Here is a 21,930-nt window from a genome sequence, read left to right as displayed (position 1 = left end):
CTCATTCTTATTTAAAATAACTATAACAGCAACTGGACTATGGAACTTGTACCTGATGGCAGCATAAATAATAAAATCACGCTCCCAAAATTAATTAGTTTAAGTTTTCATTTTTCGCTCACTTAAGTTATTTCCCAACAACTCTAATCTTTGACTAATACTCAACTCCAAACTTGAAAAATTTTAATTTGGTTAATTACTGTCCAGAAAACTGTCAAAATAGAAAGGCTTGCAGGCTGTTTTCCTTTACCAATTAAATATGAAAGCCGTCGCCGTCACATTCAAAGATTTTTAACATCCTGCATCTTTGAGTTGGCCATTGTTTTGGTTTCCTATTATCAAAATTATTAATCAAGAATTTTCTGATAGTAGTCAATTAATTTTTACCATAGATAGGACACAATGGAAAAATCATAATATTTTCGTTATTGCTGTCATATACAAGAAACGAGCATTAGCTATTTATTGGCAAGTTTTTCACAAAAAAGGCTCTACTAATTTAGCCGAGCAAAAGGCACTTATTAAACCAGTTTTACGGTTATTAAAAATATAAATTAGTAGTTATTGGAGACCGGAAATTTCACGGTTTAGAGTTATCTCACTGGCTAAAAGTTCAAGCTAGAAATCAAAAAATTAATTTTATCTTCAGACAAAAACAAGGTACTAGCTACAGAAAACATCAAACATATCGACCATTGAAAAATTTACCTGTATCTCCGGGAACAAAAATATTTATGAGTAATATTAATCTTACTCATAACCAAGGATTTGGAAGTTTTAATTTATAGTAATCCTATTTAGGTTGTGGCAAAATTCCATACTGAAAAAGTTTGGGAAAATCAAAGATTTGACTGTCTGCAAAAAATTCAAATAACCACTTAACTATTTTCAAAGAACTACAAAGATGATAAAATTGGCTAATGAAGTTTTTGGTTTGTAAGCAAATATCTTATACAGGGTTTTATTCTGGGGCATTCGGAGCAAATTTTAGACAATTTATAAACCATTTTTCTTCGGGTTTTTCTTGATTAATTAACATCAAATATTCTCGAAAATATTGAGAGTTATGATAACTTGCACCGTCCCAAAATATTGCTAATCTTTTTACCAGGCTTTGCTCTTTTAAATATTTAACAAATTCAATTCGTTTCTCAGTATTTCCACTTCTTATATTCTTGCACAATAAATTCCTTAGTTTGATAATATTTGGCTCCATAATAAGTTTGTCTTTCTCTTTCATTTTTAAGAGGAATTTATATTCGTTTATCTTTTCTTCCCCAAGCATAACTTAGGAGATAGCCCCATAATCAATGACATTTATCAATCATAAATACTGCAAGCTTTTCAGCTTCTATTTCTGATTGCCATTTGACCAATAATTCCTCTATTGCTTTTTTTTGCTTTCACTAACGGGACTTTAGCAAATTTCAAGCCCAAACAAACCCTAAACTCTCTTTATGAGCGGTAAATACGTCGATGTTTTCATCTAACCACTCAACAAAACGATAAGATATTGCGGTACGAAATGCTTCTAAAGTATCAGTAAACGTATTTAATGGTTTGTTAGCCCAACGCCTTCTTATACCTCCTGTTAACTGATGCCAGATAATAAATGTATAAGCACAAAATACTAAAATAAAATGCCTTTTAAGGCTGATTTTATCTCTGACTTGATATTCTCTTAATCCTAACCATCCTTTGGCTTCCCTGTAGAAAACTTCCACCCAATTTCTTTGAGAATAAGTAGAATATATCCACTCAGGAGTTACATATTTGTCTTCTCTATTAGTGATATAATAGTTAATATCAGTGGCCTCAGAAAAACTTTTAGCATTCATAACGATAGCTATAGTTTTTTGACCTGACATCCTAGATATTTCTACTTCTAATGTAGCTACCCAAACTTCTCTAGCATTTTTTGTACTTAGTTGAACTAAGTTGAAAGCTTTCTGAGGTATACTTTCTGCCAGCTTGTCTAATCTAATTTCCTCTTTAATGTCATCTTGTTTTTTAATGATGACTTTTCGATTTTTAGCTAATCCTCCTATATAAGTTAAACTTCTTTTCTCTAGTTGATTTAAGAATGATGTATTGTTACCATAGCCAAATTTCAATTAACACAATTTCTGGTTGGTGTCCTCTGGACAAACATTGATCTACTAGAGACATTGCACTCGTCTGGTTTCTTGACAAATTCTGGGTCTTTTTTTCCTTTTGGAAAAGAATCAGCTTTCTGATACAAAGCTATGTCTAAAGGTAGACTTTTAACTCCATCATAAAGATGAGTTGTCACCACGACTACACCATTATCTGTTTTTCCTATTTCTCCTATATATTGCCGCCCTACTCCTGCAGTAAAATTACCACTTTTTCTGTGGCCTGAATCGTCTATAATTAAAGCAATAGGATCGAGAAGGTTTTGTTTGGCGACGTTCCCACATTACTTGAAGACGACGCTCATTCACAGCATCTACAGACCAATTTGCTCGAACTAGAAAATGCCGTAATTTGTGGTACGTGTGACCTACAGTGTTGTTGGCAATTTGAGACAAGTTTTTTCGATCGCTTTCTCAAGAGTAATCCTCCTATATATTCCCTAAACCCTGTTTTTTGGGCTTTTGTTTTAAAGACATTGTTAAAGCGATCGCACCATCGATGGAAACAAGAGGGCATGGCCACTGAAGTTGTTTCTTTCATCAAACTTTTCCCAGGCTAGTAATTAACGTAAAATACATATCAGGTATACATTATACCCTTTTTTTTACTATTTTTTCACTAAAGTCCCGCTAATTCATCATTTTTAGCTGGATTTATATGAGTGAGTTTTTTCCAAGTTATTCCCGCTTCTTTGAGTAAGTTATAATAACTTTGATTAGACTCAAAAACTACATCATATTGCTTTTTTAAATATTTTTGTAAATCTGATAATCTTAGGTAAACTTGTGCTCTCATCCACTCAATTATTTGCTCTTTCTCGATAGCTTTTAAGTAACCTGTTGTTCCAATATAATTGAAGCTTTAAACTTTATACACCATGAAACATTGCTTGATTTTTCCATTCACTAATAAAACTGCTGAGTTACATTTAATAATTCTTTGATTTCACGGTAGGATTTTCCCGACAAAATCATTTTGACATGTGTTGCCTCTTTTTATTTCTTTTGACTATGCATGTTTTATTTATAAAATCGTCTAGTTCATCTAAAATATTCATTTTTTGTCTAGTGAAGTGGATATATTATTATTATTATATCTGTTACGACCTATGGGTGGATTACTATAGTTATATATTGGAAACGAAAATATAAAGAAAAGATAGAAAAAGAGCCTTGGTACTTGTTGACAAATATTGAAAGTTTAGATGAATTTCTCAAAATTTCTCGGTCGAGAATGGGTATTGAAGTGATATTTAAAGACTGCAAAACAGGTGGATATAATCTAGAAGGAAGTAAAGCCAATGTACAAGGTTTGACTAATTTAATTTTACTGCTCAAATCGCTTATACTACTTCATTTTATCCAGGTAGACTTATCAAAAAATATGAGTCTCAAAACTATATTTGTAGATTAACAGAGGCGAAGAGAAAAGATAAAATAAATAGTAATTTTTGGGTGAGTATGTATGGTTATTTGTGGACGCTTGCTGGGAATTATTTATTTGATATTGTGGAAAATATTATGAATTTAAATCCTCAGAAAAAGCCTGATTATCGGAGAGGATTAAGAGCTATGTCCTAACTAGAAATTATTTAATTAGATGCAAGTAACTTTGATAATTTATCTCAGGGCTAAAAATTTTAATTGACGATCGCTCAAATTTTTTAATTGATTTACATAAATGTTCTGAGATTCATATATTTGAAAAATAAATCAAAAGGGGTTGGTGGTGTGGGTGAGCGAAGCACACTAACAACAAGAATGATTATCCCTTATCACAAAATCAGTCAATTTTTCACCCTCACTTATTATTCTTTAAACCCTTATCCAACAATGTTTTTTAGCTGCTTATCACCCCGTGATAAAAGTTACTTTTATTAATATTGCTTCTCCTAATAAAGCAGCAAAAGTTAAGCCCAAAACCGTAATTATTGGAATCATAGTATTCTTAAAACTATGAGGAAATAATATTCTTAATTCAGGAGTACCTCTTGATATAGCAGCTTCGACATAATCAGCTTTTAATGTTTGTTTGAGATTAATTATTACTATTCTTTCAAAAATAACACTTAGCAAAATTCCTATTTTTTTAAATTATATTCAGAAAACTCATGAGTTTTTGCTAAACAAGAAGCTGAAAGGTAAAAGTAAAAAAAACTGCTAGTTATAAGTAAGTTTTTCATTTTGAGCATTTTAACTAGTGCTATATTGTAAATAGTTAAACCTAAGGGATTAATTATAGTTCAATTTTGGCAAACTGAAAATTTTTTAGTAATGCTAAATTTTTCTCAATTCTATCACTTTAAGAAAATTTGGCTATCCTAACTAATAATTCTTACCTAGCAAAGTTTCCGTAATTTATTTTGTGGTAATTTATCATAGCTAACCTAGAAAATATTTAACTATATCTTAAAAGCTATTAAGTATGTATTAATAAAATAATAACTTATATTTTGTCAGCCTTATATTATTTAATAACAGCAATTAATAATTATATTTCAGACTAAAAATATAAAATAAAATTACTTGAATTTATGATTTAATAAAATATATAACCCACCCTTTCTAATAAATCATTCCTAATTGCCATATGATTATTCAAAACCTAAAATCACTATTGTACTAGTTGCCATAATTTAGATTGCTATAATAAAGATAGCTATAAAGCAAGAATATCCTACTAAATCTTAATAAATCTAAAGTTTCCTTTACTTTTTCAATTAAACTATGGAACTAAATATCTTAGAAAATAATGAAAACCCAATCTTATTAACCGATTCATTCACTCATATAGATAATTCATTAATTAAATTGAGTCAAATTTCAAGTGCTGAAAGTCATCCTCTAGATCCCTTAACAGCAGAAGAAATTGAAGCAACAGTTAAAATTATTGGAGAGCAACAACTCCTCAGTGAAGCAACATTTTTTCCTCGAATCGCCCTAAATGAACCGGCAAAAGAAAAAGTAGTAACTCATACTCCCGGTACTCCCTTTGAGAGAGAAGCATTTGCTGTAGTATTTGATTCACAAGCAAATATTACCTATGAAGCAGTAGTCGATTTAATTACTGGAGAAGTTGAAAGTTGGGAGCAAATCCCTAATGTATTTGTACAAATCCTCGATCCAGATGATTACGATGCCCTAGAAGAATTAACTGCCAGCGATCCAGAAGTTTTAGCTGCTCTGGAAAGGCGGAGAATTAATCCAGACAATGTTTACTTTACAGGTTGGGCACCAGGTCCTCTAAGCCAAGAAGAAGCTGCCACAGGTTCTCGCTTGATTCGTGGAATTCCCTATGTGATTGGAGATGACATTAACTTTTATGGACGACCTATTGAGGGGTTGCTTGTCACCGTCGATCTGACAAATAATCAAATTCTCAATGTCAGTGACTCGGGAAATATTCCTATTGCTGGTGATGCGGGATTTCGTGCAGATGAAATAGACTTGCGCGAGCCGCTACCACCATTAGAAATTGTTGAACCAGAAGGAGCAAGCTATGAATTTAATGGCAATCAAATAAGTTGGGATAAATGGGATTTTCGTTACTCCATTGATCCTCGAACTGGGTTGGTATTGCACCAAGTTAGCTATGATGATCGCTCCATTCTTTATCGTGGTTCATTGTCTGAATTATCGGTTCCCTATGGTGATCCTGATGGAAATTGGAGGGTTAGAAATGCTTTAGATGTAGGGGAATATAGTATAGGACGCTTTACTTATCCAATGGAAGTAGGCAGAGACATACCAGAAAATGCAAAGTTGTTAGATGGGACTTTTGCTGATGATTTAGGAGAACCATATCTCTGGGAGGGAGCAGCAGCAATTTACGAACGGCAGGGTGGACTACTCTGGTCACATTTTGACTTTGACCTGACCGAAGAAATTGAATCTCGTCGTAGTCGAGAGCTAGTAATGCGGTCTATTATGACTATTGGTAACTACGATTATGCTGTTAACTGGGTATTTCAACAGGATGGGACATTAAAAGTTGAAGCTGATTTAACTGGAATTATTTTAGCTAAAGGTACAGAAGCAACCGATATGGAAACCCTAAGTGAAAGTGATGCTTATGGAACTTTGATTGCTCCAAATCTGATTGGTGTAAATCACCAGCATTTCTTCAATTTCCGCCTTGACATGGATGTAGATGGAATTACAAATATGCCAATAGAAATGAATGTAGTTTCACTTCCAGCAGGATTAGACAACCCTGCTGGCAATGCTTTTGTTATGCAAGGCATTCCCTTAGAGGTAGAAACTGCTGCTGTTAGAGATGTTAATACATACCAGAGTCGTATGTGGATGGTTAATAGTCTGGAGAATAAAAATCAGGTTGGTTTGCCAACAGCTTATGCCTTAATGCCTGGAGAAAATGCCTTCAATCAGTTATCTCCTTTTGCTGAAGCGCGTCAACTTTCAGGTTTTAGCAATCATCATGCCTGGTTTACTCAGTACGATCCAGAAGAACTTTATGCTGCTGGAAACTATCCTAATCAGGGAGTTCCCGGTCAAGGTTTACCATCCTATATACAAGATAATGAGCTTTTGGTAGGAGAAGACGTTGTAATGTGGTACACCATGGGAACTACTCACATGGTGCGTGCTGAAGATTGGCCAATTATGCCTGTTCATTCTATGCACTTTAAACTCAAGCCTTGGAACTTCTTTGATGAAAACCCAGCTTTAGATATTCCCCCAAATCCAATTATTGAGTCTTGATTAGGTTGATAGTGCAAGTATTTTTTCTAAAAAATACTTGCGCCATAATTTTCAACATAATTTTAATACCTAATTCTCGGATCTATGTAAGCATTTAAAATATCAATAAAAATACTAGCTACAACAACAATACCAGCAAAAAATACGACTATTCCTTGCACAGTTGGATAATCTCGCGAACTAATTGCCTGATATAATCTATTTGCCAAACCAGGCCAAGAAAAAGTTACTTCTGTTAATATTGCTCCTCCTAATAAAGCAGCAAATGTTAATCCTAAAACCGTAATTATTGGAATCATGGCATTTTTCAAAGCATGAGCAAATAATATTCTTAATTCAGAAATACCTCTTGCTCTAGCAGCTTCGACATAATCAGCTTTTAATGTTTGTTTGAGATTAATTCTTACGATTCTTTCAAAAATACCACTTAGCAAAATTCCTAAAGTTAAACTCGGTAAAGCTAAATAATATATAGATGTAAAAAAATGCTCGATATTACCACTTAAAATACTATCAATTGTGTATAAACCTGTAATGCTTGGAGGTGGATTTTCACTAGTAGGAAAACGAGTACCTAGAGGAAACCATTTTAACTGTACTGCAAAAATTAATTGTAAAATCATACCTGCCCAAAAAGGTGGAACTGCATAAGTAATAATTCCAAATAAACGCCCACCAAGATCTAAACGAGTATTGGGATGAGAAGCAGCAATAGACCCAATAGTAATCCCAACAATTAGAGCGATCGCCATACTAAATACTGCTAATTCTAAAGTAGCTGGAAAATAATTTTGAATAATTTGCCAAACTGACTCACCACGAGTAGTCATTGATGTACCTAAGTCAAAACTAAATAATTTTCCTAGATAGTTAAGATACTGTTTTAGTAGTGAACCATCTAAACCAAGTTGGGACCGGAGAGCTTCTTTAGTTGCCGTTGAAGCTTTTGGCCCAAGAATAGCATCTACAGGGTCTCCAGGAGTTGCTCGTAATAATAAGAAAACTAAAGTACTAATTGTCCACAACATCAGTGGTGCCAATAGCAAACGGATTAATATATAAGAATAAAGAGCTTTAGAACGAGACATTTGAGTTATCAGTTATTGGTTGTCAGTATCGACCGCTTAGTTTTAGAGGATTTCGTTAAAAGTGAGTTATGGTTGTTTCACCGAAGATGGTCGTGCCAAGATTTGATAATTATTTATTCCTAAAAATAATATCAGCAACTCGACAAACTTCAGACATTTCTTTAACATCGTGAACCCGTAAAATATCTACGTATTGAGCGATCGCTGCCACACAACCAGCAGCAGTTCCCCAAACCCTTTGTTTAGCATTAGGTTGATTTAAAATTTGACCAATAAAACTTTTACGAGATAATCCCACTAAAATGGGACAATTTAAACTTTTAAATCTTGATAAATTGCGGATAATTTCTAAATTTTGTTCGTAATTTTTAGCAAAACCAATACCAGGGTCAATAATAATTTTCTCTCTTTTAATTCCTGCTTTAAAAGCAATCTTAATTCTGCTCTCTAAAAACTGATAAATTTCCCCAATTAAATCTTGATAGTCTGTCAATTTTTGCATAGTTTTTGGTGTACCACGGATGTGCATTAAGATAATCGGAACTTTCAGAGCAGCTACCACAGAAAACATTTCATCATCATATGTTCCAGCAGAAATATCATTAATTAAATTAGCACCAGCTTCAACAGATTTTTCTGCAACTATCGCCCTAGTAGTATCAACAGAAATTATAATTTCAGCACCAATATTTTTATTGCTTCTTAACAACTTAATTATTGCTAAAACACGATTAAGTTCCTCATCTATGGAAACAACTTCAGACCCTGGTCTAGTTGATTGACCACCAATATCAATCATATCAGCACCCGCCTTCACCATTTTTTTTGCCTGCATTAAAGCTGTTTCTGGTGTATTAAAATCACCACCATCGCTAAAACTATCTGGTGTAACATTCAAAATACCCATTATGTAGGTACGTTTTCCCCAAATAAAACTTTCAGTTAAACTCTGCATTTTTTCTATTCCCTGTTTACCAAAAAATTTGCTTTAAAAGCTTGCCCATCAGTGGGAGACTAGTTGTTTTTTTTAAAGAAATATCCTATAGTAAGTAATACATTCTACAAAGTTCTTTGAGTAACTATTGCCAGCTAAAGCTTTCGCTATCTCAAGGTATTAAACTCTCTTAGGTGCTGTAAGCCTTTTCTTGCTAAACTTTCATAATACTTTCAGTAATGATAAGCCAATCGTTTTTTAGGATAACTTTGTACTCTTGAGTTATAATAATGATGTGAATTATTGCTTTGTGATTAAATATCAAAGCATTTACAAATAAAGGCTTTAAGCATTTTTGGCTGTGAAAAAGTGCCTGGTTTTCGGTCCCTCAAGCTCGTCCATGAATTGTATTTTGTTGGATCCCATAGCAGAGGGCGACAATAGACAAATATATCTGACTACCTCCTATATAAATTTCTATATCCTCTCTTCATTATATTAATTGCTATGTACATACCCACTCTCCTACTCTTCTACTCCTGAAAAAGACAAAGAAGAGCCAACTCCAAAAATATCTTGGAATGCCCGACCATGACTATAACGGACACACACCCCAAGGTTAACCTGCCTTTGAATTTGGGAGCAAATAGGACTCCCCCTGAGTTTAACAGTTGGGGAGGGTGTTAACTAATCACTTTGTTATATGTTATATAAGGTAGGAACCTTGGATGCAACCTCCCGATAGAAAAAGGAAGAAGGAATAAATATTAAAGAAAAAGAGGAAAATGAGCAAGATAGTTACTAAAGTTACGGTGAAAAACAAGTAACAAATAATTGTGTTTTCACCTATTTTCTTGAAAAGAAAAATAAGTGACCAATATATCTCTCATGTCTTCACCGATTCCCAATTCCAAGTTCCCGGGAACAAGAAAAAATTGAAGTTATTGATAGTTAACCAAACGACTAAAACTCTCGGGATTCAAACTTGCACCCCCAACTAAAGCACCATCAATTTCTTCTTGTGCCATAATATCATCAACATTATTAGGTTTAACAGAACCGCCATATTGAATAGTGACATTAGAATTATTTAACTTACCACGAATTAAACCAATAACTCGGTTAGCTTCTTTAGCTTCACAGGTATCACCAGTACCAATGGCCCATATTGGTTCATAAGCAATTACTAGATTTTCTTGATCGACATCAACTAAATCATTGGCCAACTGAGAAAATATATGTGATTCTGTCTCACCTGAATCTCTTTGTTGTTTAGTTTCTCCCACACAGAGAATAGGGGTTAAACCGTGCTTCTGAGCAGCTTTTAAGCGCATATTCACCGTTTCATCAGTTTCGCCAAAATATTGACGGCGCTCACTGTGACCCACAATTACATAACTAACTCCCACATCTTTCAGCATTAAGCCAGAAATTTCTCCTGTATATGCTCCTTCATCTTCCCAGTGAACATTTTGCGCACCTAACCTGATCAGACTCCCATGCAAAATTTTTGACATAAAATCTAGTGCCGTGAAGGGAGTGCAGAGAACTACTTCACGTTCTTCGGGGGTTTTTGTTAGTTGAGACATCAAACCCTCGAGAAACTCTTTAGCTTCTAGTTGGGTCTTGTACATTTTCCAATTACCAGCAATTATAGTTTTTCTCACTGTTGATTCTTAATACCTCAAACTTTACTATCTACAAAACTTCATTCTAAAACTTTATGGAACTTTTTTCTAGACTGAAAAAAGTAATTGTTTTACTTTTGACATCCTTTCCGGCCTAAAGGCGCGGAGATTCCTATTCCTATCCACCTAATAGTTATCTCAATCAAATAAAGATAGCTATATCAGCTCAAGGTGGGTCAACGTTTCATCGGCGCCTGCTACTTTGGCAGTAGTCTTACCCTTGCCTCCACGTCCGTTTAATGTCTCGGACTGCCCACCCGCGACTAATATGTTTATTGCTGCATTCGTATCACGGTCGTGTTTTGTACGGCAACTAAGGCATTCCCATTTTCGCCCCTGAAAGGTCTAATTTGCTTCCACAAAAACCACAACATGAGCATACTTGAGAGGTCGGTTACCATCTATCAATGACTCTAAATTCTTTACCGCATTTTTCTGCCTTTTCCTCTAAAAGTATTCTAAATTGTCTCCAACCAAAATCTGAAATAGCTCTGGATAATTTACGGTTTTTAACCATTCCTGAAACATTTAAGTATTCTAAAACTATTACTTGGTTTTCGTATTTTGTTTGAGTAGATAACTTATGCAGAAAATCAGTTCTAGTATATTTTAACTTGACATGAAATTTAGCTAGCTTCAGCCTAGCTATTTCACACGTTTTAGTACCCCTAGTTTTAGCGCGATAATAACTTACTTAATTGTCTATATTTCTTAATTCATTTCTTGAATAGTTTTGGTGCATCAATTTTTGTACCATTGCTGAATGTAGCAAAAGTTTTGATGCTTAAATTTATACCTACTGAGTTATCAGTTTTAGATCAAACTTCTGGTTGAATTTCTACAACAAAGCTTAAGGAATATCTATTAGACATCTCCAAAAATACTCAAACGCTTATACTAACTATTTTTAGTGGAGCGTTAGCTCACCTTGAAGATAGTTAATTTGTACATTTTTATGGGTATCAGAGATACTTCGTGTTACTAATTCAAATATTTATTAGACTTTTATTTATTATTTTTATCTCAGTTTTTGATGATTTTTACTAATATAAATTAGCCAATTATTAGTCGCAATAAACCATATATTTTTAAAATTACTTTTCGAGAATTATTATCTTTTAATCTGAATCTTTTTCTAAGAATTCAAAATATTTTAATTAATCTGATTACATGTTCTACAAATATTCTTTTTTTTGCTTTTTCTTGATTTTCTTCTTTGATTTATGGTAGCATTTTTTTTCTTGGTTTCTTTTTTGGTGTAGTAGTTATTTCTAATCCTTCATCAGCTTTATATCCTTAAAATTTTTGTTGTTTATCAAATTTATTCGGTTGTTTTCTTAATATTTTTACATCACTTACTAAACCTTTTTTTTCTACTATTAAATTCACTATTTCTGTTCCTTTTGGTGTCGTTATTATTTGATTTTTAAAAGTATGATTTTTCTTTTTTCATATTTGATATTTTTCTTGGTTTTTATATTCACTTGGCCTTTCTCTACCTTGTTCTGTACTATCTACAATTAATTCTAATTCTGTTAATATCTCCTTTACCCATTCCAATTCATTTTCTTTTTTTTTTACTTGTTCTAATAAACTTACTGGCAGTAATTCTCTAAGAATATCTATCCAGTAATGAAAAATATTATTAGCACTTGATTCACTTATACCAAAGTTAATTCCTGGTGGCCCTGTATATGTAGTGATAAAATTACAGTGAAGCGATCGCTTCATTATAATGATTAATGAAATACCAAATATCTCCTAGATGGGACCGAAGCTTTTTAGAAAAGGATAAAGTCTTTCTGAGCAACCGAGAAATTCTTTGACACAAAGTATTATTTAATCTTTTTATATAAGCTGTTAAACCTGAATATTCCCCACTGATTTATATCTCTCTTCAGGAAAGACAAGCTCGTAAGCTGACCAAAAATCTGTATAACAAACTGCACACGGCCTTAAGACACCGTGGGTTAGAATTCCATAATCTATGCTGCCCCTTTTTCTCCTCTTTCCCCTAAGTAAAAACCCACAATTTCTTGAGTTTCTATATCAATCGCTAACCACAGCCATTGTTTATTATTTTTATTGCCTACAAATGACCACATTTCATCACATTGAATGGTGAGTTTACCGGTTTTTTTTAGTACATTTAATAGAGCGTAAAACCTCAGCATACTTATTATTGACGTAATTCTGGTTCCATTTTTCTGACACACCTATTACACAGATTATACCAGCCAAACTAATTTTTTCTCTATTTTAATTTATCAATCAGTTCTTGGGTTTCATTACTAATATAATCTCTTTGACTATTTTCGACAAATTGTCAGAGACAATTTTGACATTGATATTTTTGTTTTTTGTTGTGAATAGTCCCATTTTTGACAATATGATTACTGCCACAACTAGGACAGATTAATTTATGAATGGACATCTGAATTATATAGATTTTTTCTTATTACTGTTATAGATAATAGCATACTTTTTTCATGATAGTTGAGCTTAATTCCTGATAGTTTGATAACTGATTATTATGTAGCGATCGCCTAGATAATAATTTTGAATTATTAAGTATAAAAAACTTAATATTTTCAACAAGATTAATGTCAATAAATAATCATTTATATTGGCTTATCACTACATATACAGGACCACCAATTCCTAATGTTTGAAAACTTGGTATTTGATGTAAATAAAATCATGTTAAAATTATTTTTTCTTCCTTTGTTAAATTCTTTTTTCTGAATCCACCTATTTTAATTAATCTTTTTCTGTTTTCGCGATCGCCGACTTTTTTTATGATTCTATTCTTGGAGCATTTTCTATTAATTTTATTAGCTGTTTATAAGTAATACCAATAATTCTTTTTGTTTCTTTTGGATGATTATAAATATATTCTAAAGTTAGATTCATTTGAGAGACTGTATACATAAATGGTTTTGATAATTTTACCTTATTTTCTATTTTGGAGATATCTATTACCTGAGTCTTTGATTATTGTTACTGAGCTAGGTAAACTCGGCAGTTTTCTTGACCAAACTACTTTCAGCTTACCTATTTTAGCTAAATAAATTTTATCTTAACTAACTTTAAATCCTCCTTTTGTCAATCCAGCAGTTTGCCTAGACTTTTTTTACTTAAACTTAGGAGGTCTCATAGACTTCCCTTTCCTATGACTTTTACAACTATTGAAAAAGTTTTGATAGGCTGTATTTAAGTCATTCAATGATTGCTGCAATGGAATACTAGAAACTTCCTTTAGTCATTCTCTATCTTTAATCTTTTTAGCTTTGGTAATCAATACTTTTTGCAGTTCAGAATTACTAGGCTTTTTCTGGCCTTTTTTATGCTGTTCTACGCAATAGGCTAAACTATCATTCTAGACTACGCAAACACAACCAAATAATTACGATAACTTGGTTAGCTGATATTTAGTTGGGTATATTCTGTACCTGTATTTAGCTCTCATCTTTTATTTATTTTTGGCATATAATTTATAATTATAACATAGTCATTCTTGGCATGCATCTGTGTTAAAACGTGAAAGACATAGTGTCTTAGATTTGAAAGTACATTTAGTCTGTGTTATTAATTAATAATTGATAAGTGTATTGGCCGCTGAAGGCTTAGAATTAATTAAAAATTCCTTTGAGATGGTAGCTAGAAAGATGAACTTTAAGATATTGGGGTTTAATAAAAAAACAGATTAAATTTATGGATTTATTGAATATCCACCCAAATTGTCTTAATCTCAAATAGTCAGTTATCTTAAAGGTTTTTTCAGTAGATTATATGGAGCAGCAGGATATAGAAAACCTCACAAAACGTCGCTTTGAAGCCCATCATATTTTGTAGCTTCGGTTGGAGGTGTGCCGCTTGAAACTTCTGAAAAAGTATATTCAAAATCAAAAGTTATCCTCAAAGGCGGAGGCTTTAAAACTAGTTTTTTGGTAAGTATAAGGAATGATTTTTTTACTTCAGATCAGGTTTCTCTACTGTGAAAATTACAATAGGAAATAGGGCTATTTAACTATTACTTATTTGAGCTTAATTTATTGATATATAGTCGTTTTAATTAAGATTGAGACAAAAATTGAGTAGAATAAAATCAAGTAAACTAGAAACTATTTTTAATCATGCCTTACAGTTTAGACTTAAGAAAAACAGTAATAAATTTTGTAGAAAATGTTGGTTGCTTACTGAAGTAGCTCATATATTTGGGATAGGAATAGCTTCAATATATAGATGGTTATATCCCCCAAATTTGGAAGCTACTAAGGTAAAAGTTGTCAAATAAAATTAGATGGGAAAGAATTAGAAAAAGATATAAAACCAAATTTTAATCATCTCTTACAGTTTAGACTTAAGAAAAACAGTAATAAATTTTGTAGAAAATGTTGGTTGCTTACTGAAGTAGCTCATATATTTGGGATAGGAATAGCTTCGATATATAGATGGTTATCTCCCCCAAATTTGGAAGTTACTAAGGTAAAAGTCGTCAAATAAAATTAGATGGGAAAGAATTAGAAAAAGATATAAAACCAAATTTTAATCATGTCTTACAGTTTAGACTTAAGAAAAACAGTAATAAATTTTGTAGAAAATGTTGGTTGCTTACTGAAGCAGCTCATATATTTGGGATAGGAATAGCTTCGATATATAGATGGTTATCTCCCCCAAATTTGGAAGTTACTAAGGTAAAAGTTGTCAAATAAAATTAGATGGGAAAGAATTAGAAAAAGATATAAAACCAAATTTTAATCATGTCTTACAGTTTAGACTTAAAAAAAACAGTAATAAATTTTGTAGAAAATGTTGGTTGCTTACTGAAGTAGCTCATATATTTGGGATAGGAATACCTTCGATATATAGATGGTTATCTCCCCCAAATTTGGAAGTTACTAAGGTAAAAGTCGTCAAATAAAATTAGATGGGAAAGAATTAGAAAAAGATATAAAACCAAATTTTAATCATCTCTTACAGTTTAGACTTAAGAAAAACAGTAATAAATTTTGTAGAAAATGTTGGTTGCTTACTGAAGTAGCTCATATATTTGGGATAGGAATACCTTCGATATATAGATGGTTATCTCCCCCAAATTTGGAAGTTACTAAGGTAAAAGTCGTCAAATAAAATTAGATGGGAAAGAATTAGAAAAAGATATAAAACCAAATTTTAATCATCTTTTACAGTTTAGACTTAAGAAAAACAGTAATAAATTTTGTAGAAAATGTTGGTTGCTTACTGAAGTAGCTCATATATTTGGGATAGGAATAGCTTCGATATATAGATGGTTATCTCCCTCAAATTTGGAAGTTACTAAGGTAAAAGTCGTCAAATAAAATTAGATGGGAAAGAATTAGAAAAAGATATAAAACCAAATTTTAATCATGTCTTACAGTTTAGACTTAAGAAAAACAGTAATAAATTTTGTAGAAAATGTTGGTTGCTTACTGAAGTAGCTCATATATTTGGGATAGGAATAGCTTCGATATATAGATGGTTATCTCCCCCAAATTTGGAAGCTACTAAGGTAAAAGTCGTCAAATAAAATTAGATGGGAAAGAATTATAAAAAGATATAAAACCAAATTTTAATCATCTCTTACAGTTTAGACTTAAGAAAAACAGTAATAAATTTTGTAGAAAATGTTGGTTGCTGACTGAAGTAGCTCATATATTTGGGATAGGAATACCTTCGATATATAGATGGTTATCTCCCCCAAATTTGGAAGCTACTAAGGTAAAAGTCGTCAAATAAAATTAGATGGGAAAGAATTAGAAAAAGATATAAAACCAAATTTTAATCATGTCTTACAGTTTAGACTTAAAAAAAACAGTAATAAATTTTGTAGAAAATGTTGGTTGCTTACTGAAGTAGCTCATATATTTGGGATAGGAATAGCTTCGATATATAGATGGTTATCTCCCTCAAATTTGGAAGTTACTAAGGTAAAAGTCGTCAAATAAAATTAGATGGGAAAGAATTAGAAAAAGATATAAAACCAAATTTTAATCATGTCTTACAGTTTAGACTTAAGAAAAACAGTAATAAATTTTGTAGAAAATGTTGGTTGCTTACTGAAGTAGCTCATATATTTGGGATAGGAATAGCTTCGATATATAGATGGTTATCTCCCCCAAATTTGGAAGCTACTAAGGTAAAAGTCGTCAAATAAAATTAGATGGGAAAGAATTAGAAAAAGATATAAAACCAAATTTTAATCATGTCTTACAGTTTAGACTTAAGAAAAACAGTAATAAATTTTGTAGAAAATGTTGGTTGCTTACTGAAGTAGCTCATATATTTGGGATAGGAATAGCTTCGATATATAGATGGTTATCTCCCCCAAATTTGGAAGCTACTAAGGTAAAAGTCGTCAAATAAAATTAGATGGGAAAGAATTAGAAAAAGATATAAAACCAAATTTTAATCATGTCTTACAGTTTAGACTTAAGAAAAACAGTAATAAATTTTGTAGAAAATGTTGGTTGCTTACTGAAGTAGCTCATATATTTGGGATAGGAATAGCTTCGATATATAGATGGTTATCTCCCCCAAATTTGGAAGCTACTAAGGTAAAAGTCGTCAAATAAAATTAGATGGGAAAGAATTAGAAAAAGATATAAAACCAAATAAATAATAGCTCATTAGCAGACATATCTAAAAAATTTGTAGTTAATCCTACACCTATATTTTATGGTTTTAAAAAAATTAAATTTCCTTCAAAAAAAACAACTTCGTTATAGAGAAATAAATAGAGAAGAAAGAATAAAATATTATCAGAAACTACGAAATTGTATCAAAAAATTGGAAGTAAAAGCCTTGTCTTGATTTATAAACTAGAATTTGAAGATAATCAAGACTGTATTTATGCCTGGTTAAAAAAAATGAAAAAAGTTGATAGTGAGCCAGAAAAAGAACGAGGAAAAATAGAAAATTTAGTAGCCTGAAGAATAAAAAAAGAAAAAGATTTAATGGTACCAATTATATTTAAAGTCAGCCTAAATGCCGTGGGATATAAACAATAGTTAAATGAATATTTATTGCCATCATTAAAAATTCCCAGTGTACTAATTATAGAGAATTAACCAATTCATAGAAAAAAGGTTATTAGAGAATTAGTAGAAGCAGGAGATCATCAATTATTATTTTTGCCAAAATACTCTCTTCATTTAAATGGCAAAGAACATGATTTTAATGCATTAATAAAGAGATAGAATGTATTCACCTATCAACATATCTCTTGATGAAATTATTCGTAATTATTGTGCCAAAGAGTGTCTAATTCTTATTTAAAATGACTATAAGTTTATATATACTAATATAGTTATACTTATCAAGCCTAAATGATTATAGTGGAATTAGATTATAAGAGTCACTTTTGGTGTATAATTAGTTCCCTAAATAACCGAATTCAAACTCTCTTTTGCCTAACCGCTGAAGCTTTTCATTAAGGACCAATGTCAGTATAGTAGACTTTATAATATAAACTTAGTTGCTAAAATTTATTTATACCTATACCACTATATTTAATAGAATTTATTCAGAATATACTGGTATTAACTCGTCCTTTCCAATAACCGCCTCGCCCTCGCCAGTGTCGCCAAGCTGAATCTATTGTGATTAATATATAAATCAAAGCAACAGTGGGTAAGCTCATGGCATATATTGGTGAAAGTCCATAAAATCTAATAATAGGTAAGTAAGCTAAAAATATTAATAATCTTGCTAAGATCGCGATCACTACTACTGGCCACCAACCAAAAATAACTCCCAAAATTATTCCTAATGAGGGAATTAAATAAACTAATTTCATTCCTATTACTGTTACTAATAACAAGAATGGAGAATAATTTAACTGAGTAAAAGCAGTACGAGCTACCATATTCCAAATACTCATTAAATCAGGATAAGAACGTCGGCTTTTCGTATCATTAGTTAGCCCTAACCAGATATTTTTATTTGTGGATTTTTGTTTAACTATTTTAGCTAAATTACAATCATCTATTAAAGCATTTTTAATAACCTCTATTCCTCCAACTTGATCTAAATTTTTATGACGAACTAATATGCAACCTCCAGCAGCAGCTGCAGTAGTATTTTGGGGATTATTTACCCATTTAAATGGATATAACTTTTGAAAGAAAAATACAAATGCGGGAATCATTAATTTCTCGGCTATTGTTTCGCATTGTAGTTTTACCATTAAAGAAACTAAGGCTAAATTTTCTTGTTCTGCTTTGACAACAAGTTGGCGAATATTAGTAGGGAAATGTTCAATATCTGCATCTGTTAATAGAAAATAATCTGGGGCTGGAGTTTGTTTTTTTGCATAGTTAATTCCTTCATTAATTGCCCATAGTTTTCCTGTCCAATTACTAGGTAAATCTGCTGCTGAAATAACTTCTAGCTTTGTAGAATTATGACCTTGTTGAGCCAAAGAATTCGCTATATTGATTGTATTATCTTTACTGTGATCATCTACTAATATTATTTTTAATATCCCTGAATAATCTTGATTTAATAAAGAATTTAGGGTAATTTTTAGTAATTTTTCTTCATTTCTAGCAGGAATTATCACATAAATTGATGGCAAATTTTCCGTATTCTCAATTTTTGTTTTTGATTTTGATAATAGTTGTTGGTTTGCCAGCCAAAAATTACCGCGAAATATTAATAAGTATATCCATATTATGAAGTTAGAAATTACTGTTATTAAGAGAAATTTTTGGAACATAAAAAAAACATAATTTTACAATAGATAAATGCATTTATGCAGGGCAAATATACATTGTTAATAAACCGGTTGTAATTATCAATAAATCATGGTTTATTGTACTTGTTAACAATAGACTTTTCCAATATAGTGTTTATTTAATTTTAAAAAACTAACTATAGTAGTCAGAAATTTTATATGAGTTTGCCCTGTGTATTAATACTATTAAGAAATAGAACTTGACAACATTTTACATAGGTTCAAGGTGACCATAACCGAGGATAGTTCAACTAGAAAAGTATTTTTTTCTTTCTTAGAAATCTATAGAAAAAAATGATATCTATGTGAGTAAACTAGTCAAAAGTAGTTTATTCAAATTATTTCAAGATATCAAATATAATAAAGATTTGAACGATACATTGAACATTTTACCCAAAGTAGCTGGTAACTCCGTCTTTGATAGAAAGCTGGTCAAGAGGCTTGTAGTTAGTTATAGAAAATTCAAGCCCCACAAAACTTTAGTATATTTGTCGACAAAATTATTAATTTACCCCGAATAACTACTCAAAAATTCCAATATAAATAAAGGTAAATATATCAATAATTTTTCCTAACTCTTGAAAATTTATTGACTAATCAAAGAAAAAAGATTTTCAACTATTCCACCAGCCTAAAAATCTAAAGATTCATAATTTCTAGCTCCTCTAAATTATCAGCAGGTGTAAATCCAAATACACGAGAGTAAAAGTAAAATTCTCCATCCAAAGCACGTTTAATATTCTCGGAACTACGAAAACCATGTTGTTCTCCTTCAAAAGCAACATAAGCCACTGGCAATCCTTTTTTCTGTAAAACTTCTACCATTTTCTCTGCTTGATTTGGTGGTACAATTTTATCTTCTAATCCTTGGAAAAAAATTACAGGGCAAGACAAACTCTCAGTAAAATTAATTGGCGATCGCTGTTTATAAATCTCTTTTTTCTCAGGATAAGGTCCTATTAATCCATCTAAATAACGGGATTCAAACTTATGAGTATCTGTTGCTAAAGCCTCTAAATCACTAACTCCATAATAACTTGCTCCTGCTTTAAATACATCCTTAAAAGTTAAGGCACATAAAGTAGTATAACCTCCAGCACTACCACCAGAAATAGCCATGCGATTACTATCTACTAATCCCTGTTTAGCTAAATATTGAGCTCCATTTACACAATCATCAACATCAACAATACCCCAACTATTTTTGAGTCTTTGCCGATACTCTCTTCCATATCCAGTACTACCTCCATAATTAACATCAAGTAAAGCAAAACCACGACTTGTCCAATATTGAATTTTTAAGCTTAAACTACCAGAAGTTGCTGCTGTTGGACCACCATGACTTTTAACTAAAAGAGGTGGTTTTTCTCCTAAAGGTTCTGTGTAATCTTTGTTAGTCGGCGGGTAAAATAAACCATAAGCAGTCTTACCATTTTCTGTAGGAAATTCTATTGTTTTAGGAATAGATAAATAACCAGAATCAATTTTTAAATCTGTAGAACGTTTTAAAATATTAATATCACCTGTAGATAGATTTATTTGTATAATTGAACTAGCTTCTGTGGGGGAACTTCCCAAAAAACAAACTTTGTTATTTTTTGCTGTTAAATAACTAATAGAAGTGAATGGTATTTCTATTTTCTGTAGATGTTTTTTAGTAGTATCAATAGTTGCCAAATTACAAATTCCATTTTGAGAAAAAGTGCAGAGGATTTTGTTAGCTTCTGTAAATGTATAAGTAGACATTCCAAATAACCATTGTGGCACTCCAAACTCAGCATTTAAAGAATACAATATATCTAAATTTACCTTGTCAGTAATTCCTGAAACTTGATAAATATTCCACCATAAAGAGCGATCGCTCACAAAACATAACATTCCATCTGGTGACCACTGGGGTTGAAAAATTGATTCTTCTTTTCCTCCAGCCACGAACTTATTTTCATCTAATAAACCATCTGTATTCACCTGAGCCACCCATAACTCTGTACCATCCCAAGGCATATTTGGATGATTCCAACTAATCCAGCAAAGCGTGGAACCATCAGGACTTAAACGTGGTGAGGCATAAAAATCATAACCCTCTGCTAATACCTGGATATCTTCTCCATTTTTGAGGTTAATGCTAACTATCCTATTAGTAGGCTCCCCATCCTTTGTATGATCTTCTTGAACACAAATTAGGCGATCGCGCTGTTTATCTATTACTGCATCAGCATAACGTAGGTCTGCTGATGGGGTTAAAGGTTGAGGTTCTGTACCTGGTGTTTGGCGATAAAGACGTTGGTCCTTGAAATTAGAAAAATATATCGTATCATCTGCCACTAAGAAGGATCCACCGCCGTATTCATGGACGCGGGTGCGTACATTAAAAGGTGAAGGAGTAATATCAGTTGTCTTTCCATCTGGAGTATAGCGCACAATTACATTTCGTCCACCCTCTGAAGGTCGTCCTTCAATCCAGTAAACATTATTACCATCAATGGTGATACTACTAAGTCCAATTGCCCCGGATAGAATTAAGTCAGTAGTTATGGGAGAGTTCCAAGAACCTAATGGTGCTATTTGTGTCATAGTTAGGATG

Annotated in this window: 18 protein-coding genes and 10 pseudogenes; 14 read left to right on the top strand and 14 right to left on the bottom strand. The window is 32.0% G+C overall.

Annotated elements, in window-relative coordinates:
• The first annotated feature begins 307 nt into the window (after positions 1-307).
• Complete coding sequence (locus TERY_RS32590; protein ID WP_011611072.1) at positions 308-553, top strand: hypothetical protein; 246 nt, start codon at positions 308-310, stop codon at positions 551-553.
• Positions 554-793: 240 nt separating this feature from the next.
• Here the strand turns inward: TERY_RS32590 and TERY_RS36395 are convergent.
• The 3 pseudogenes from TERY_RS36395 to TERY_RS27440 form a co-directional block, all read right to left on the bottom strand.
• Positions 794-1,400, bottom strand: a pseudogene (locus TERY_RS36395) (transposase); the annotation flags it as partial.
• Between the two features lie 27 nt (positions 1,401-1,427).
• Positions 1,428-2,697 (bottom strand): annotated as a pseudogene (locus TERY_RS06440) (IS701 family transposase).
• Positions 2,698-2,787: 90 nt separating this feature from the next.
• Positions 2,788-3,214: pseudogene (locus TERY_RS27440) on the bottom strand (transposase); the annotation flags it as partial.
• A 125-nt stretch (positions 3,215-3,339) separates the two neighbouring features.
• Between TERY_RS27440 and TERY_RS32580 the strand changes: the two are divergent.
• Positions 3,340-3,570 (top strand): hypothetical protein, encoded by a 231-nt coding sequence (locus tag TERY_RS32580; RefSeq protein WP_196797235.1) that lies wholly within the window; start codon positions 3,340-3,342, stop codon positions 3,568-3,570.
• Positions 3,571-4,019: 449 nt separating this feature from the next.
• Here TERY_RS32580 and TERY_RS06425 read toward each other — a convergent pair.
• Positions 4,020-4,241: pseudogene (locus TERY_RS06425) on the bottom strand (ABC transporter permease subunit); the annotation flags it as partial.
• A gap of 726 nt (positions 4,242-4,967) precedes the next feature.
• Between TERY_RS06425 and TERY_RS06420 the strand changes: the two are divergent.
• Positions 4,968-6,878 carry a primary-amine oxidase gene (locus TERY_RS06420; protein ID WP_196797234.1) on the top strand — a complete coding sequence of 637 codons (1,911 nt, stop codon included), beginning with the start codon at positions 4,968-4,970 and terminating at the stop codon, positions 6,876-6,878.
• 62 nt (positions 6,879-6,940) lie between these two features.
• Here the strand turns inward: TERY_RS06420 and TERY_RS06415 are convergent, their stop codons facing one another.
• From TERY_RS06415 to TERY_RS34705, 8 genes and pseudogenes are all read right to left on the bottom strand, one after another.
• On the bottom strand, positions 6,941-7,966 hold the full coding sequence (locus TERY_RS06415) for an ABC transporter permease subunit (protein WP_011611068.1): 1,026 nt from the start codon (positions 7,964-7,966) through the stop codon (positions 6,941-6,943).
• A gap of 109 nt (positions 7,967-8,075) precedes the next feature.
• On the bottom strand, positions 8,076-8,921 hold the full coding sequence (folP, locus tag TERY_RS06410; RefSeq protein WP_011611067.1) for a dihydropteroate synthase: 846 nt from the start codon (positions 8,919-8,921) through the stop codon (positions 8,076-8,078).
• A 920-nt stretch (positions 8,922-9,841) separates the two neighbouring features.
• A complete protein-coding gene (gene tpiA, locus TERY_RS06405) occupies positions 9,842-10,567 on the bottom strand; it encodes a triose-phosphate isomerase (protein WP_011611066.1) in 726 nt (241 codons plus the stop codon).
• A 177-nt stretch (positions 10,568-10,744) separates the two neighbouring features.
• Positions 10,745-10,918, bottom strand: a pseudogene (locus TERY_RS30095) (zinc ribbon domain-containing protein); the annotation flags it as partial.
• Positions 10,919-10,982: 64 nt separating this feature from the next.
• Entirely contained in the window at positions 10,983-11,228 is a 246-nt protein-coding gene (locus TERY_RS32575; RefSeq protein WP_370497166.1) for an IS200/IS605 family accessory protein TnpB-related protein, read from the bottom strand.
• Between the two features lie 809 nt (positions 11,229-12,037).
• A complete protein-coding gene (locus TERY_RS34710) occupies positions 12,038-12,319 on the bottom strand; it encodes a transposase family protein (RefSeq protein ID WP_011611064.1) in 282 nt (93 codons plus the stop codon).
• Positions 12,297-13,022, bottom strand: a pseudogene (locus tag TERY_RS30080) (IS1 family transposase). The gene TERY_RS34710 and the pseudogene TERY_RS30080 overlap by 23 nt, the downstream one beginning before the upstream one ends.
• A gap of 267 nt (positions 13,023-13,289) precedes the next feature.
• Positions 13,290-13,519 (bottom strand): annotated as a pseudogene (locus TERY_RS34705) (DDE transposase family protein); the annotation flags it as partial.
• Positions 13,520-14,118: 599 nt separating this feature from the next.
• On the opposite strand from TERY_RS34705, the pseudogene tnpA reads away from it, so the two are divergent.
• From tnpA to TERY_RS30070, 11 genes and pseudogenes are all read left to right on the top strand, one after another.
• Positions 14,119-14,542: pseudogene (gene tnpA / locus TERY_RS34700) on the top strand (IS200/IS605 family transposase).
• A 127-nt stretch (positions 14,543-14,669) separates the two neighbouring features.
• Entirely contained in the window at positions 14,670-14,885 is a 216-nt protein-coding gene (locus TERY_RS32565) for an IS630 transposase-related protein (protein ID WP_155994340.1), read from the top strand.
• Positions 14,886-14,989: 104 nt separating this feature from the next.
• Positions 14,990-15,094 carry an IS630 transposase-related protein gene (locus TERY_RS34695; protein WP_071820746.1) on the top strand — a complete coding sequence of 35 codons (105 nt, stop codon included), beginning with the start codon at positions 14,990-14,992 and terminating at the stop codon, positions 15,092-15,094.
• 104 nt (positions 15,095-15,198) lie between these two features.
• Positions 15,199-15,303, top strand: a complete 105-nt coding sequence (locus TERY_RS34690; protein WP_071820555.1) for an IS630 transposase-related protein — start codon at positions 15,199-15,201, stop codon at positions 15,301-15,303.
• 522 nt (positions 15,304-15,825) lie between these two features.
• Positions 15,826-15,930 carry an IS630 transposase-related protein gene (locus TERY_RS34685; RefSeq protein WP_071820554.1) on the top strand — a complete coding sequence of 35 codons (105 nt, stop codon included), beginning with the start codon at positions 15,826-15,828 and terminating at the stop codon, positions 15,928-15,930.
• Positions 15,931-16,034: 104 nt separating this feature from the next.
• Positions 16,035-16,139, top strand: coding sequence for an IS630 transposase-related protein (locus TERY_RS34680; protein WP_196797231.1), 105 nt, complete (start codon positions 16,035-16,037; stop codon positions 16,137-16,139).
• Positions 16,140-16,168: 29 nt separating this feature from the next.
• On the top strand, positions 16,169-16,348 hold the full coding sequence (locus tag TERY_RS36390; protein WP_155994653.1) for an IS630 transposase-related protein: 180 nt from the start codon (positions 16,169-16,171) through the stop codon (positions 16,346-16,348).
• 104 nt (positions 16,349-16,452) lie between these two features.
• Positions 16,453-16,557, top strand: coding sequence for an IS630 transposase-related protein (locus tag TERY_RS34670; protein ID WP_071820554.1), 105 nt, complete (start codon positions 16,453-16,455; stop codon positions 16,555-16,557).
• A gap of 104 nt (positions 16,558-16,661) precedes the next feature.
• Positions 16,662-16,766: an IS630 transposase-related protein gene (locus tag TERY_RS34665; RefSeq protein ID WP_196797231.1), complete on the top strand. Its 105-nt coding sequence runs from the start codon at positions 16,662-16,664 to the stop codon at positions 16,764-16,766.
• A 48-nt stretch (positions 16,767-16,814) separates the two neighbouring features.
• Positions 16,815-16,971 (top strand): annotated as a pseudogene (locus tag TERY_RS36385) (IS630 transposase-related protein); the annotation flags it as partial.
• Between the two features lie 52 nt (positions 16,972-17,023).
• Positions 17,024-17,887, top strand: a pseudogene (locus TERY_RS30070) (IS630 transposase-related protein).
• A gap of 247 nt (positions 17,888-18,134) precedes the next feature.
• Here TERY_RS30070 and TERY_RS06375 read toward each other — a convergent pair.
• Together TERY_RS06375 and TERY_RS06370 are read right to left on the bottom strand one after the other, a co-directional pair.
• Positions 18,135-19,328 carry a glycosyltransferase gene (locus TERY_RS06375; protein ID WP_011611062.1) on the bottom strand — a complete coding sequence of 398 codons (1,194 nt, stop codon included), beginning with the start codon at positions 19,326-19,328 and terminating at the stop codon, positions 18,135-18,137.
• Between the two features lie 657 nt (positions 19,329-19,985).
• On the bottom strand, positions 19,986-21,920 hold the full coding sequence (locus TERY_RS06370) for a prolyl oligopeptidase family serine peptidase (RefSeq protein WP_011611061.1): 1,935 nt from the start codon (positions 21,918-21,920) through the stop codon (positions 19,986-19,988).
• Between the last annotated feature and the right edge of the window lie 10 nt (positions 21,921-21,930).

It is taken from the genome of Trichodesmium erythraeum IMS101 (assembly GCF_000014265.1).
In the GTDB taxonomy this organism is placed as follows: Bacteria; Cyanobacteriota; Cyanobacteriia; order Cyanobacteriales; family Microcoleaceae; genus Trichodesmium; species Trichodesmium erythraeum.
The sequence above is the reverse complement of the archived record's forward strand: the minus strand, read 5'-3'. Positions and strand labels throughout refer to the sequence as shown.

Coding starts and splice junctions, on each gene's coding strand:
- TERY_RS06415 (WP_011611068.1), bottom strand. CDS start 7,966: ATGTCTCGTTCTAAAGCTCTTTATTCTTATATATTAATCCGTTTGCTA.
- folP (WP_011611067.1), bottom strand. CDS start 8,921: ATGCAGAGTTTAACTGAAAGTTTTATTTGGGGAAAACGTACCTACATA.
- TERY_RS34710 (WP_011611064.1), bottom strand. CDS start 12,319: ATGAAGCGATCGCTTCACTGTAATTTTATCACTACATATACAGGGCCA.
- TERY_RS06375 (WP_011611062.1), bottom strand. CDS start 19,328: ATGTTCCAAAAATTTCTCTTAATAACAGTAATTTCTAACTTCATAATA.
- TERY_RS06370 (WP_011611061.1), bottom strand. CDS start 21,920: ATGACACAAATAGCACCATTAGGTTCTTGGAACTCTCCCATAACTACT.